Consider the following 12,721-nt stretch of genomic DNA (forward strand, 5'->3'; position numbering starts at 1 on the left):
CTCGCTTCCGACCGTTCGAGATCCGCCGCTGATATTGCGACCGTACCCGACGACCCGAGGGCTGCTTACTCGAGCGTTTCGACGTACTCGAAGTCGACGCCCGCTCGCCGCGCGGTTCGCTCGTCGCGGTCGGTGTCGCCGACGAACAGCGCGGTCGACGCCTCCGCGCCGAGCCTGCGGACGGTCTCGAGCAGCGGCTCGGGATCCGGTTTCCGCGTGTCGACGGTGTCCCGACCGACGACCGCGTCGACGGCGCTTGCGAGCTCGTGTTCCTCCAGCGCGATCCGGCAGGCTGCCTCGCAGTTGAGCGAGCAAACCCCCGTTGGGATCGGCCGCTCGAGCAGTTCATCCGCGCGGGCCAGCCGCCGCGATCGTCGGGCCCCCTCGCGCTCGTGGTCGGCGATCGTCTCCTCGACGGCCGGGGCGATCTCGAAGTTGCTCGCGGCCTCGAGCAGCTCCCAGAGGTTCTCGCTCGGCGGATCGGCGGCTGCCCGGGCGTACACTGCGATGACGTCGATCGCGACGGCGTTCCAGTCGACCGCGAGGTCGACCAGGGTCCCGTCCAGATCGTAGACGACGGCGTCGTATTCGCTCACGAACGAGCGTAGGGTGGAGAACCCAATAGCGGCTTCGATCCGCGGGGGTCAGTCGAGCAGGTGACGCGCGATGACCTTCTTTTGGATCTCCGTCGTCCCCTCGTAGATCTCGGTGATCTTGGCGTCGCGGTAGAGCCGTTCGACCTCGCCCTCGGTGACGTAGCCGTAGCCGCCGTGGATCTGGACGGCCTCGTTGGTCACGTCCATGGCCGTCTGGCTGGCGAAGTACTTCGCCATGCTCGCGGTCAGTCCGGCGTCTCCCGCCGCGCGTTCGCGAGCCGCTTCCCGGGTCAGCAGCCGGCTTGCCTTGACTTTGGTGGCCATCTCGGCGAGCTTGTGCCGGATCGACTGAAACTCGGCGATCGGTTGGTCGAACTGCTCGCGCTCCCCGCTGTACTCGATGGCCTCGTCCAGCGCACACTGGGCCAGTCCGACCGACTGGGCGGCGATGGCGATCCGCCCGCCCGTGAGGATGTGGAAGGCCGCCGACAGCCCCCTCCCCTCTTCTGTCAGGCGGTTCTCGGCCGGGAGCCGAACGTCGTCGAAGGTGAGACTCGTCGTGTCGCTGGCCCGGAGGCCGAGCTTGTCCTCCTTCTCGCCGACCGAGAGTCCGTCGACGTCGCCGGGGACGAGAAACTGCGTCACCGTCGAGGGGTCGTCGCGGTCGGTCTTCGCGAATAGGACGTAGACGCCCGCCCGCTTCCCGTTCGTGATCCACTGTTTCTCGCCGTTGATGACGTACTCGTCGCCCTCCCTGCGGGCCTCCGTCGACATCTCGGCGGGGTTCGAGCCGGCGTGGGGCTCCGAGAGCGCGAACGCGCCGACGGGACGCCCGTCAGCCATCTCGGGAAGCCACCGCTCCTTGACGTCCTCGCTGCCGAACTCGGCGATACAGGACGTCGCCAGCGAGTGAACCGACAGCGCCGTCGCGACCGCGAGCGCGCCGTAAGCGACCTCTTCGTTGACGACGGCAGCCGTTACGGGATCGGCGTCGTAGCCGCCGTACTCCTCGGGGACCGTCAGGCTCGTCAGGTCGAGCTCCGCGAGCCCGTCCCAGACGTCCTCCGGAAACGACTGTTCCTGGTCGGCCTCGAGAGCGACCGGTCGGATCTCCTCGCGGGCGAACTCGCGAACGACGTCACGAACCGCCGCCTGCTCGTCGGTGAGTTCCATACCCTTTCATTCGAGCCGGGTGGCAAAAATCACCACCATCGACATCAGCCGCCGCCGAGTCCGCTCGCGGAGCTCTCGAGTTGTTCGCTCGCGAGGACGCGGTTCGCGCGCCGGAGCCGCTCCGAGAGGGCCTGGTGGGAGATCTCGAGCTCGCTGGCCAGCTCCTCGAGGGAGATCTCACGGGGGACGTTGTAGTACCCCCGACGGTAGGCCTCGGCGATCGCCTCCCGCTGGGGATCGGTCAGCGTCGTCGCCATCTCGAGGTCCTTGTTCTGGTGGGCCTCGACCATGCGCCTGACGTCGACCCGGGCGTCGCGATCCTCGAGATCGGACACCGCGTCCGAGACCCCCTCCCGATGGGGGAACAACAGCGTGACCGCCCAGCGACCGTTCGTCACCTCGGCCTCGAGGACGGTCCCGTCGTTCGCGTAGACCGCGCTACAGATCGGGGTCGCCGCCTCGGCGTACCGGATCCGGAAGAGCCACGCGTCGCCGTCGGGACGCTCGAGCAGTCGCCGAAACTGCTCGACGGTCGGATCGTCCTCGAGAGTCTCCTCGACGGCCCCGGCGTCGGTGTTACCGAACCAGATCAGCGGGGCCGTCCGAACCGAGTCGTCGACGACGACGCTCTCGACTCGCAGCTCGGACTCCGGCAGCGACTGGATCGTCGGCTCCAGCGCGAACGACTCTGTGGGGATAGCCAGCTCGGCGATCGTCGTCACGACGGGGTCACCCCGCTCGTCGGGTTCGAGTCCGGTCGCTGGTCGATGGCGATACCGAGGTCGTACTGGGACTCGAGTGCACTCATAACGGATCACCCGACTCGACGCGCGAGCACCCGCCGTCGGGGAACCGCCCGCGATCGAACCGTGTTGACAGAACGCACAGCTCCGAGCGGGTTGATGAGACGGCCTATCTATTCCGGTTATTTAAGACTGATTCGGCTACCCGAGCCTGGCGAGGCGGTTGAGCGCGTACGCCGTTCGGAGGACGTCGACGCTCTTGCCGCGGTCGAAGACGAGTTCGTCGGTCCGGAGGACGTGCTCTAAGGTATCCTGAGAGGCGTGTTCCGGCGCAGCCGCGATCCCGGCGTCTCGGTCCTCGACCCACTCCATGACGCGGCGATCGCTCTTCGAGTCGCCCATCACGAGCGCGAACGGGTCCTCGACACCGAGGACGTCCAGCGCGCGCTCGACACCGACGACCTTGTTGAGCTCGAGACTACCGATCTCGGCGGCGTCGGCCTCGTAGTAGGCGACGTCGATCCGCTCGAGAACATCCGCGAGCGCGTCGGGGATCGCCTCCCTGTCCCGGTCGGGGTAGGCGCCCTCCGCCTCGAGGACGGTTCTGATCTCGGGGTCCTGGTCGGCGTAGAACGCGCGGGTCAACTCCCGGCAGTCGTCGGCCCCGATCTCGCTCCCGATCGCCTCGCCGACGGCGTCGGCCAGCAGGTCGATCAGGTAGACCAGCGCGTCGTCGATGATCTCCCTGGCGTCTGCCGAGCCGGTCTCGTAGTTGGGCTTCATCGTGACGTTGAACTCGTTGCCCTGAAGGTGACAGCCCCGCCTGAGCGAGTCGGGCGCCTCCGGAAGGACGCGGGCCCGCAGGTCGTCGAACACCGTCCGGATCTCCTCGTCGAGTTCCTCGTAGAGGAGCTGTTTGGTGTCGGCGCCGTGGCCCGGCGTGAACACACCCGTTCCCGCCTCGTAGACGATCGACAGCTCCCCGGAGTGGACGATCTCGCTGCCCAGCCCCTGGATGGCAAACCCCTTGACGTTCTCTAAGGTCTGGCCGGTACAGATCACGATCGGGACGCCGGCCTCGTGAAACTCGGTCAGGACGTGGAGGGTCTCGCGGGGGATCTCGTTGTCCGTGCTGCCGGCCGACCGCAGCGTCTCGTCGACGTCTAACACGAGGACGTTCACCCCGCGGCCGTACTTGGCCTCGAGATCGAGCGCGGTAAAGGCCTGATCGCGGGTCGCCCGCGCGGCGATCTCGGCGAACGTCTCGCCGGCCGCGAACGCCGACCTGATCTCGTCTTTTCGGTCCCCGAGTTCGTCGTTGGCCTCCTGCCAGTGTTCCAGCGCGACCCGCGAGTCGACGGCGGGAAAGACGTCGACGAACTCCTGGTACTCCCGTAACGTCTTCGTGTCGTACTCGTCGTAGAGCTGGTAGACGAGATCGTACCGTTCCATAGTCGAGATACTGGAGAGCTGGCTGATAACCCTTGTCACTACCGAACGTTTCACCGGCGGGTCGGGGCGACGTTCGTCGACTGCGACACGACTATAAAAACGGCGCGCAAACCTCGAGCCATGAAAAACGTTGACGACCTCATCGAGAGCGCCGCCGAACTCGCCAACCAGGGGCTCTCGAAGGGCGAGATCGCCGACGAGCTGAACGTCTCCCGAGAGACCGCCAGCTGGCTGGTCGAACGAAGCGGTACCACGGCCGAGCCCTCAACCCAGACGGCCGAGCCGTCCGGCGACGCCGGCGGGCCACAGGACATCCACGTCGACTGGTCGGCGATCGGCCGGGACAGCAAGCGGATGGGTGCGATCGCGGAGGCGATGGCCGATCTGCTGGCCAAACACGGCGAGGACGTTGATCTCACCGTCGGCATCGAGAAGGCCGGCGGCCCCATCGCGACGCTGGTCGCGAGCGAACTCGAGACCGACCTCTCGACGTACACGCCCGCGAAACACCAGTGGGAGGAAGGCGACATCGAGGAGTTGGGCGGGACGTTCTCGCGAAACTTCGCCGGCATCCGCGACCGCGAGTGTTACATCGTCGACGACACCATCACCAGCGGGACGACGATGCGCGAGACGATCTCGGCGATCCGCGCCGAGGGCGGCGAGCCACTCGCCTGCGTCGTCCTCGCGGACAAACAGGGCGTCGAGGAGATCGAGGGCGTCCCCGTCTACTCGCTGTTGCAGGTCATCAGCGTCGGCAAGGACGAGTGAACGTTTCGGCGGGGAGTTCGGATCGTTTCGTCCGTTCGAACCGGTAACTGACGTTTTCCGCCGTGCGGTCGTCCCGGCGTAGTCTGTCGGTCTCTCGGAACCATCGCCGTCGAGAGACCGACGATCGGCGATCCGTCGGCTCGAGCGACGTTACTTCTCTCGATCGGGAACGAGCCGAACGTAACTCCGGTTTGTGATCAGCGTCGCGAAAATAGGCAGCGCATTCTCTTTGTGGTGGCTTCCTCAGATCCGATTCGGAGTGACCCACCATGGATGACTATCTCACACGTCGGCGTCTGATCGCACTGAGCGGTACAGTGAGCGCTATCGCGATCGCAGGCTGTAACGACGATCCCGAGGACGACCCCGAAGAGGACCCCGATGACGACCCGGTCGAAGACGAGGACGACGATCCGATGGAGGAGGACGACGATCTCGAAGAGGACGACGAGGAAGACGACGATCTCGAGGACGACGACGAGGAGGATGACGACCTCGAAGAGGATGACGAGGAGGATGACGACCTCGAAGAGGATGACGAGGAAGACGACGATCTCGAAGAGGATGACGAGGAGGATGACGATCTCGAAGAGGATGACGAGGAGGACGACGAGGCGGATGACGATCTCGAGGACGACGACGACGAGGACGAGTAACCCGCTACGCAGTGGGGTTTCGCGTTCGGTGTGTTACGGCCAGCCACGACCGGCGTCCGGACAGTGACGGTCGCTGCGCGAGGACGACGTCGTCACTGGAGAGTGGTGTATGCAAAAAAGTGGGACGGACGTGGCGTTAGCCGTGGATCCCCATCGCTTCGATCTGTTCCTGGTAGCGGTTTCGGATGGTAACTTCGGTTACCTGCGCGACGTCGGCGACCTCTCGCTGGGTCTTTTTCTCGTTACACAGCAACGAGGCGGCGTAGATCGCGGCCGCAGCGTACCCGGTCGGGGATTTACCCGAGAGCAGTCCTTCCTCGGCCGTTTTTTCGATGATCTCGTTGGCCTTGGTCTGGACCTCCTCGGAGAGTTCGAGTTCGGAACAGAAACGGGGAACGTACTTTTTCGGGTCGACGGGGCGCATCTCGAGGCCGAGCTCCTGTGAGATGTACCGGTACGTACGACCGATTTCCTTTCGTTCGACGCGTGAAACTTCCGAGATCTCCTCTAGGCTTCGCGGGATGCCTTCCTTTCGACAGGCGGCGTACAGCGCGGAGGTGGCGACGCCCTCGATCGATCGGCCACGGATGAGGTCCTCCTTGAGTGCGCGTCGGTAGATCACCGACGCGACCTCGCGGACCGATCGTGGAACGCCAAGCGCCGAGGCCATCCGATCGATCTCCGAGAGCGCGAACTGCAGGTTACGCTCGCCAGCGTCCTTGGTTCGGATTCGTTCCTGCCACTTGCGCAGTCGGTGCATCTGACTGCGTTTCTTCGAGGAGATCGAGCGCCCGTAGGCGTCCTTGTCCTTCCAGTCGATCGTCGTCGTCAGCCCCTTGTCGTGCATCGTCTGTGTCGTCGGGGCACCGACGCGGGACTTCTCCTGTCGTTCCTGGTGATTGAACGCCCGCCACTCCGGACCGGGGTCGATCTTCTCCTCCTCGACAACGAGCCCACAGTCTTCACAGATGAGCTCACCCCGATCGGAGTCTTTCACGAGATTGTCCGATTCGCATTCGGGACAGGCACGTACCCCCTCTTGCTCCTCGGATTCGTCCGTTTCACGCATTCGCTCCCGCTGGCGGGTGGACCGTGTCATCGCGCTTTTATAGTAGTACTACTATGATATATAAGTTCTGGGGTTGCGATCTCGGATGGGTTCCCGTATCCGCCGAAAAAGGGCTCTACAGGCACTGAGGGTCGTGGTTTACGATTTGAAACCGGAAAACCTTTATCCGGCTCTCGTCGAGCACAGGCAAGAATGCCGGTCATCGAGTGTAACGTCGACGCCGCCCGCGACCGTCTCGAGGACGCGGGCGTCACCGTCGACGCCGGAAACACGGAACACGAGCGCTGGCGGGCGAGCCGCGACGGCGCGACGGCTGTCGCCTACGACGACAAGGTCGTGATCCAGGGCGAGACGCCCCGAAAACTCGAGTCGCTGCTCCGGGAGAGCGGGGGCCGCGCGCACGTCTACTTCGACGGCGCCAGTCGCGGCAACCCCGGTCCCGCGGCGATCGGCTGGGTGATCGTCACCGGCGACGGGATCGTCGCCGAGGGGAACGACCGGATCGGGACCGCGACGAACAACCAGGCCGAGTACGCGGCGCTGATCACAGCTCTGGAAGCCGCCGCGGAGTACGACTACGATGAGCTCCACGTCCGGGGTGATTCCGAACTGATCGTCAAGCAGGTCCGGGGCGAGTACGACACCAACAACCCCGAGCTGCGCGAGCGACGCGTCACCGCCCGCGAGCTGCTCTCGCGGTTCGACGAGTGGAGCCTCGAGTACGTCCCACGGGAGGTCAACGACCGCGCGGACGGCCTGGCAAACGAGGCGCTGGACCAGGGGTGAACCGAACTCGAAACGGCAAGCGAAAGAGCCTCGAACGCCAACGGCGGGTATGAGCGACTCCGCGAACGGCACCGACGCCGACGGCGAACCGTCGTCCGACGAGCTCCCCGGCGACGTCCTCGAGGAGGCCGAACGACTGACGCGGCTGGCACGTACGGCGACCGACGAGAACGAGCGGGCGGCTCGGCTCGATCGGCGCGACGAACTGCTCGCCGAACACGAGTTTACCGCTCGCGTCCGGGACGACGAGGACGCGACGCTCGTACTCCACCCCGAGGAGTGGCACGAGGACGGCGTCGTCAGAACGGACCGCATCGAGGACATCGACCGCGCGACCGAGATTCGGCTCGAAGGGACCGGCGACCCCGACGACTGGCAGGCGGTCGAGGAGCGAAACCGCGAGCTGGTCGCCACGATCAGGGAGCGCCACGGCGACGTCCACGGCGACAACGCGGCCGCGCTGGCGACCTTTTTCAGCAACCACTACGCGAAGCCGATCGCGTCGGCGACGCCTCCGGAACTCGAGGAGTTCCGGGACGACTACTTCGTGCGCAACGCCTGGCCCTCCGCGGACCAGCGCGACGTGATCGAGGAGTCGATCCGACTGGTCTTCGAAGCGGTCGACGAGCCACACCCGGAGCTCCGGGATTCGTCGGTTGAATAAAACGGAACGGTTCGGCGCCGATCACACCGGCGTGCGATCGAGCGCGATCGAGGGTTCTGACACCTTGGTTGTCGCTCAGTAGCTCTCGTCGACGAGCTGGCGGATCTCGTCGGCGCGGTCGTCGTCGGTGACGATCTTCGAGAGCGACCACTGGACGCCGTCGAGGACGGCCTCGTAGCCCTCGTCGGTCAGCGAGTACTGGTTGGTCCGTTTGTCGAGCTCGCTTTTCTCGACCAGTCCGAGCTCGACGAGCTCGTCGAGGTTCGGGTAGAGGCGGCCGTGATTGACCTCCGTGCCGTAGTACTCCTCGAGTTCGCGTTTGATCGCCAGGCCGTACATCGGCTCCTTGGCGAGGATGGTGAGGATGTTGTTCTGAAACGCCGTCAGCTCGCGAGCGACGCTCTGACCGCCGCTGATTGATTGTGCCTCTGACATACTTTTGTGAAAGTCTCCGGACTATTTAAGACTTCTCAACTATTCTGCCGGATCGACGCTGCCAAGCCGGTCGCCACCACTGCGAGCCCCGCACTTGCCGTCCGTCCGGCGGTCGTCGGCCGTACCAACCGACCGATTACGAAAGGACTTTTTGATCCACCGTGGAGGTTCAAGCCACATGGTCAATCTCTGGGAAGACTTGGAGACCGGACCGAACCCGCCCGAAGAGATCTACGCCGTCGTCGAGTGTCTCAAGGGCGAGCGCAACAAGTACGAGTACGACAAGGACGTCCCCGGCGTTGTCCTCGACCGCGTGCTCCACTCGAACGTCCACTACCCGTCCGACTACGGCTTCATCCCGCAGAGCTACTACGACGACGAGGACCCCTTCGACGTCCTCGTCCTCGTCGAAGACCAGACGTTCCCCGGCTGTGTCATCGAGGCCCGCCCCGTCGCCCTGATGAAGATGGACGACGACGGCGAGCAGGACGACAAGGTCATCGCCGTCCCCAGCGAGGATCCCCGCTACGACCACATCGAGGACCTCGAAGACATCCCCCAGCAGCAACTCGACGAGATCGACGAGTTCTTCGCGACCTACAAGAACCTCGAGGAGGGCAAGGAGGTCGCCACGGAGGGCTGGGAGGACCGCCAGGCCGCCTACGACGCGATCGAACACGCCCAGGAGCTCTACGACGAGAACTTCTAGCGCCGTCCTCGCTTTCGATTTCTTGCGCACGGATTCACGAGAGTTATCTCCGTCCGTCGGTCGTATGTGTTATGAGCATGGGTAATTTTATTGGGTGAGCCGCCGTACTACCGATCGTCATGGCAGCAACCAACCCGTCCGCTCGAGAGTCAGACCCGGCCGACCCCGGTCTCGGAATGGCCCACCTCACGGTCGTTCCGACGAACTTCCGCTCCGAGTCGGACGACTCCGAGGAGTGAGCTCGGCGGACGGCGTCCTCGTCGTCCCGGACGCGGCCGAGCCGTTTTGCCGCCGTCTACGAGCCGTCGACTCCGTAGCCCATCGTTCGACCGTCGCCGTGTGCGGACGCGAACGGTTACGAGAGCGCGATCTGCGTTCGAATCGCCGTCGTGGATTCTCGAAAACAGTGTCCGGAAACGAACCTTCTTGTATGCGGTCGGACTACGGCCTTCCATGGGTCTGTTCGACCGGTTGCGGGGCGACGATAACCCCCGAGTTGCGTTTATCGGCGTCGACGGCGTGCCGTACAGTTTGCTCTCCGAACACGAGGACCGGTTTCCGAACTTCGCGTCGCTCGCGGACGAGGGGACCGCGAGCGAGATCTCGAGTATCGTCCCGCCCGAGTCAAGCGCCTGCTGGCCGTCGCTAACTACTGGCGTCAACCCCGGTGAGACCGGCGTCTACGGCTTTCAGGACCGCGAGGTCGGCACGTACGACACGTACGTCCCGATGGGACGGGAAGTCCAGGCCGACCGCGTCTGGGACCGCGCCCAGGAGGAGGGACTGAAGACGACGGTGATGAACGTCCCCGTCACCTTCCCGCCCCAGCGAAACGTCCAGCGGATGGTCTCGGGCTTTCTCTCGCCCGGCCTCGAGAAGGCCGCCTACCCCGACGACGTCCGGGACTACCTCGAGTCAATCGGCTACCGGATCGACGTCAACCCGAAGCTCGGTCACGAGGACGACAAGGACGCGTTCATCGAGGACGCCCACGAGACGATCGACGCCCGCTTCGAGGCGTTCGAACACTACATCGAGGAAGACGACTGGGACCTCTTTTTCGGCGTCTTCATGACGACCGACCGGGTCAACCACTTCCTGTTCAAAGACTACGAGCGCGATGGTCAGTACCAGGAGGCGTTCTTCGAGTTCTACGAGAAGGTCGATGACTACATCGGTCGGCTGCGCGAGGCGCTGCCCGAGGACGTTACCTTGATCGTCGCCTCCGACCACGGCTTCACGAGTCTCGACTACGAGGTCCATTTCAACGAGTGGCTCCGGGAGGAGGGATGGCTCTCCTTCGAGGACGACGAGCCCGAGGGGCTGGGCGACATCGCCACGGAGACGAAAGCGTACTCGTTCATCCCGGGGCGGTTCTACCTCAACCTCGAGGGGCGGGAACCACGCGGCTCGGTCCCCGACGAGGAGTACGACGAGGTCCGGGACGAGCTCAAGGCGGATCTCGAGGCGCTCGAAGGGCCCGACGGAAAGAAGGTCGTCGACCGCGTCGTCGAGAAAGAACAGGCGTTCCGTGGCGATCACGACGACATTGCGCCCGATCTGGTCGCGATCCCGAACAAAGGGTTCGATCTCAAGTCCGGGTTCAAGGCCGACTCCAACGTCTTCACCAGCGGCCCGCGAAACGGGATGCACAGCTTCGGCGATACCGCGTTGTACATCGACGATCCGGACGCCTCGATCGGCGACGCCGATCTCTTCGATATCGCGCCGACGATCCTGGAGCTGCTCGACGTCGAGTACAGCCGCGGCGAGTTCGACGGCGCGAGTCTGGTCTGACACAAATATAGCGGAAGCCCACGACTTCAGTCGTGGGAGGACGTCACGCCGGGACGAGTCGATTCCGTTTTCCACGCGAGGCCCCGTTTCCAGAGCGTGCCGCTCGAAGAAGTCATTCGCGCTCGGGGCCACGAGCACGTCAGCGCCGAGCACGCGAGCACGTTCGAGGTGACGACCGACGACTATCTCACGCCGGCCGGGGACTGCATCCTCGCGATCGAGGCCGACCGGGCGCCCGCGGAGTTCGACCCCGAGTTCGTCGAGGCCTGCCGGGACGAAGCGGCGACGATCACCGTCGAGATCGAGGCCGACGGCCACCGCGAATCCGTCGAGGGACGCGGCGATCCCGCCCTCGAGTTCACGAACGAGCGCAGCGCGGTCGGGCGAACCAGCGACTACGTCGACGACCGAACGATCGTCGTCGGCGCCGAGTTCGCCGCCGACGGGTTCGATCGCGAGCTGGTCGACGCGCTCGCCGAGGGCGCCGAGGCGACGGTGACGCTTACCGTCGAGTAGGAGGATTCCGTCGTCGATCGACGGCATCGTCGTCGTCGAGAGCGATCGTTCTGGACACCGGATCGTTTTTCTGATAGCGTGGCAATCGGTGACAAGAGTCGTACTGCTCGATACGCAAACCACGGCTCACCTCGAACAGCGACTGAGCTGAGTCGAATCTCGTGACGAACTGCAGGCGTTCGTTGCCACGGCGTCACGCGTGTTGGAGGCGCCGTCGACCGAACCGATCGACACCCAGCGAGAGGAGCGAGTGATCGGCGGTCTCGAGCGGCTGCTCGCGGGGATCCGAGAAAACTCGAGACGCTAGCCGCCGAGGAGGGCGCGGAGGGCTACCAGCTCAGCGTCGCCGGCGGAACGACGGGGCTCTCGGTAACGGTGTCGGTGTCGTACACGTCGGGGGAGTAGACGACGCGCTCACGATCGATATCGAGGCGACTGTTCGAGCGCACGGTGCGTCCTCGGACGCAGACGATCGGCTCGAGTCGCGCCGCTTCCGGGGCGATTTTGCCCTTCGATCCCGAACACGCAGCTATGACCGACGATCGCGAGCCTGCCGTGAACATCAGCGGTGGCGACACAGGTGGCGGAACCGCAGCCGAGTTCGACCCGGCGACCGCCGACACCCGCGCCGAGCGCGTCGTCGATCGGCTCGGCGAGCTGTACTGGCAGAAGACCTACGGCGGACAGGACGCCTTCACCTGTCTGATCCGAACGATCCTGAGCCAGAACACCAGCGACAAGGCGAGCCAGCCGGCCCACGACGCGCTGATCGACCGGTACGACGACCCCGATCGGGATCTCGCCGCAGCGCTGGCCGACGCCGAACAGTCCGAGCTGGCCGAGACGATCAGCTCCGCGGGGCTGTACAACCAGAAATCTGAGATGATCATCGGCGCCGCCGAGGAAATCCTCGCGGAGTTCGAGTCGGCCGCAGGGTTCGACGACTTCGTCAGGGAAGCAGCGCCGGAGGGGGTTCGCGAACGGCTGCTCGAGATCCACGGCGTCGGCCCCAAGACCGCCGACTGCGTGTTGCTGTTCGCGGGCGGACGCGGCGGCGTCTTCCCCGTCGACACCCACGTCCATCGGATCTACCGCCGGCTCGGCGTCGCTCCGCCCGACGCCGACCACGAGGACGTCCGGGCCGTCCTCGAGCGGGAGGTGCCCGCGGCGAAGTGTGGGTTCGGCCACACGGCGTCGATCCAGTTCGGCCGCGAGTACTGTACGGCCCGGAAGCCGGCCTGTCTCGAGGACCCGGACGCCTGTCCGATGGGTGACGTCTGCGATCAGGTCGGCGTCTACCCCGAGACCGACGAGGTCGTCGATCCGTCGGTGGCCGCCGATTGAGGAGGCAAGC

General features: G+C 65.1%; 14 protein-coding genes. 8 read left to right on the forward strand and 6 right to left on the reverse strand.

The window, feature by feature from the left end; genetic code table 11:
• Positions 1 to 65 precede the first annotated feature (65 nt).
• The 4 genes from NATOC_RS13410 to NATOC_RS13425 all read right to left on the reverse strand — a co-directional run bounded on the left by NATOC_RS13410 (position 66) and on the right by NATOC_RS13425 (position 3,964).
• Complete coding sequence (locus NATOC_RS13410) at positions 66 to 596, reverse strand: HAD family hydrolase (protein WP_015321990.1); 531 nt, start codon at positions 594 to 596, stop codon at positions 66 to 68.
• A gap of 48 nt (positions 597 to 644) precedes the next feature.
• Positions 645 to 1,769: an acyl-CoA dehydrogenase family protein gene (locus NATOC_RS13415; protein WP_015321991.1), complete on the reverse strand. Its 1,125-nt coding sequence runs from the start codon at positions 1,767 to 1,769 to the stop codon at positions 645 to 647.
• 44 nt (positions 1,770 to 1,813) lie between these two features.
• Positions 1,814 to 2,491: a helix-turn-helix domain-containing protein gene (locus tag NATOC_RS13420; RefSeq protein ID WP_015321992.1), complete on the reverse strand. Its 678-nt coding sequence runs from the start codon at positions 2,489 to 2,491 to the stop codon at positions 1,814 to 1,816.
• Between the two features lie 222 nt (positions 2,492 to 2,713).
• Positions 2,714 to 3,964 carry an HAD family hydrolase gene (locus tag NATOC_RS13425; RefSeq protein ID WP_015321993.1) on the reverse strand — a complete coding sequence of 417 codons (1,251 nt, stop codon included), beginning with the start codon at positions 3,962 to 3,964 and terminating at the stop codon, positions 2,714 to 2,716.
• 120 nt (positions 3,965 to 4,084) lie between these two features.
• Between NATOC_RS13425 and gfcR the strand changes: the two genes are divergently transcribed.
• Positions 4,085 to 4,735 carry a transcriptional regulator GfcR gene (gene gfcR / locus NATOC_RS13430; protein ID WP_015321994.1) on the forward strand — a complete coding sequence of 217 codons (651 nt, stop codon included), beginning with the start codon at positions 4,085 to 4,087 and terminating at the stop codon, positions 4,733 to 4,735.
• Positions 4,736 to 5,052: 317 nt separating this feature from the next.
• Positions 5,053 to 5,391, forward strand: coding sequence for a hypothetical protein (locus tag NATOC_RS22390; RefSeq protein ID WP_174299200.1), 339 nt, complete (start codon positions 5,053 to 5,055; stop codon positions 5,389 to 5,391).
• Between the two features lie 136 nt (positions 5,392 to 5,527).
• Here NATOC_RS22390 and NATOC_RS13440 read toward each other — a convergent pair whose 3' ends face one another.
• The gene (locus NATOC_RS13440; protein WP_015321996.1) at positions 5,528 to 6,490 is read right to left on the reverse strand and encodes a transcription initiation factor IIB; all 963 of its coding nucleotides are present in this window, start codon (positions 6,488 to 6,490) and stop codon (positions 5,528 to 5,530) included.
• Between the two features lie 162 nt (positions 6,491 to 6,652).
• Between NATOC_RS13440 and rnhA the strand changes: the two genes are divergently transcribed.
• Positions 6,653 to 7,246 (forward strand): ribonuclease HI, encoded by a 594-nt coding sequence (rnhA, locus tag NATOC_RS13445; RefSeq protein ID WP_015321997.1) that lies wholly within the window; start codon positions 6,653 to 6,655, stop codon positions 7,244 to 7,246.
• 49 nt (positions 7,247 to 7,295) lie between these two features.
• Positions 7,296 to 7,910 (forward strand): DUF7108 family protein, encoded by a 615-nt coding sequence (locus tag NATOC_RS13450; protein ID WP_015321998.1) that lies wholly within the window; start codon positions 7,296 to 7,298, stop codon positions 7,908 to 7,910.
• Positions 7,911 to 7,985: 75 nt separating this feature from the next.
• Here NATOC_RS13450 and NATOC_RS13455 read toward each other — a convergent pair whose 3' ends face one another.
• Positions 7,986 to 8,345 carry a PadR family transcriptional regulator gene (locus tag NATOC_RS13455; RefSeq protein WP_015321999.1) on the reverse strand — a complete coding sequence of 120 codons (360 nt, stop codon included), beginning with the start codon at positions 8,343 to 8,345 and terminating at the stop codon, positions 7,986 to 7,988.
• Between the two features lie 178 nt (positions 8,346 to 8,523).
• On the opposite strand from NATOC_RS13455, the gene NATOC_RS13460 reads away from it, so the two are divergent.
• The 4 genes from NATOC_RS13460 to NATOC_RS13480 all read left to right on the forward strand — a co-directional run bounded on the left by NATOC_RS13460 (position 8,524) and on the right by NATOC_RS13480 (position 12,711).
• The gene (locus NATOC_RS13460) at positions 8,524 to 9,054 is read left to right on the forward strand and encodes an inorganic diphosphatase (protein ID WP_015322000.1); all 531 of its coding nucleotides are present in this window, start codon (positions 8,524 to 8,526) and stop codon (positions 9,052 to 9,054) included.
• A 453-nt stretch (positions 9,055 to 9,507) separates the two neighbouring features.
• Positions 9,508 to 10,851, forward strand: coding sequence for an alkaline phosphatase family protein (locus NATOC_RS13470; RefSeq protein WP_015322002.1), 1,344 nt, complete (start codon positions 9,508 to 9,510; stop codon positions 10,849 to 10,851).
• A gap of 96 nt (positions 10,852 to 10,947) precedes the next feature.
• Positions 10,948 to 11,367 (forward strand): DUF371 domain-containing protein, encoded by a 420-nt coding sequence (locus tag NATOC_RS13475; protein WP_015322003.1) that lies wholly within the window; start codon positions 10,948 to 10,950, stop codon positions 11,365 to 11,367.
• Positions 11,368 to 11,898: 531 nt separating this feature from the next.
• Entirely contained in the window at positions 11,899 to 12,711 is an 813-nt protein-coding gene (locus NATOC_RS13480; protein WP_015322004.1) for an endonuclease III domain-containing protein, read from the forward strand.
• Positions 12,712 to 12,721: the final 10 nt, after the last annotated feature.

This window comes from Natronococcus occultus SP4, assembly GCF_000328685.1.
GTDB lineage: Archaea > Halobacteriota > Halobacteria > Halobacteriales > Natrialbaceae > Natronococcus > Natronococcus occultus.

Bases quoted from the DNA above. Each gene is read 5' to 3' on its own strand.
- NATOC_RS13415 (WP_015321991.1), bottom strand. From the start codon at position 1,769: ATGGAACTCACCGACGAGCAGGCGGCGGTTCGTGACGTCGTTCGCGAG.
- NATOC_RS13425 (WP_015321993.1), bottom strand. From the start codon at position 3,964: ATGGAACGGTACGATCTCGTCTACCAGCTCTACGACGAGTACGACACG.
- gfcR (WP_015321994.1), top strand. From the start codon at position 4,085: ATGAAAAACGTTGACGACCTCATCGAGAGCGCCGCCGAACTCGCCAAC.
- NATOC_RS13440 (WP_015321996.1), bottom strand. From the start codon at position 6,490: ATGACACGGTCCACCCGCCAGCGGGAGCGAATGCGTGAAACGGACGAA.
- rnhA (WP_015321997.1), top strand. From the start codon at position 6,653: ATGCCGGTCATCGAGTGTAACGTCGACGCCGCCCGCGACCGTCTCGAG.
- NATOC_RS13450 (WP_015321998.1), top strand. From the start codon at position 7,296: ATGAGCGACTCCGCGAACGGCACCGACGCCGACGGCGAACCGTCGTCC.
- NATOC_RS13455 (WP_015321999.1), bottom strand. From the start codon at position 8,345: ATGTCAGAGGCACAATCAATCAGCGGCGGTCAGAGCGTCGCTCGCGAG.
- NATOC_RS13460 (WP_015322000.1), top strand. From the start codon at position 8,524: ATGGTCAATCTCTGGGAAGACTTGGAGACCGGACCGAACCCGCCCGAA.
- NATOC_RS13470 (WP_015322002.1), top strand. From the start codon at position 9,508: ATGGGTCTGTTCGACCGGTTGCGGGGCGACGATAACCCCCGAGTTGCG.
- NATOC_RS13480 (WP_015322004.1), top strand. From the start codon at position 11,899: ATGACCGACGATCGCGAGCCTGCCGTGAACATCAGCGGTGGCGACACA.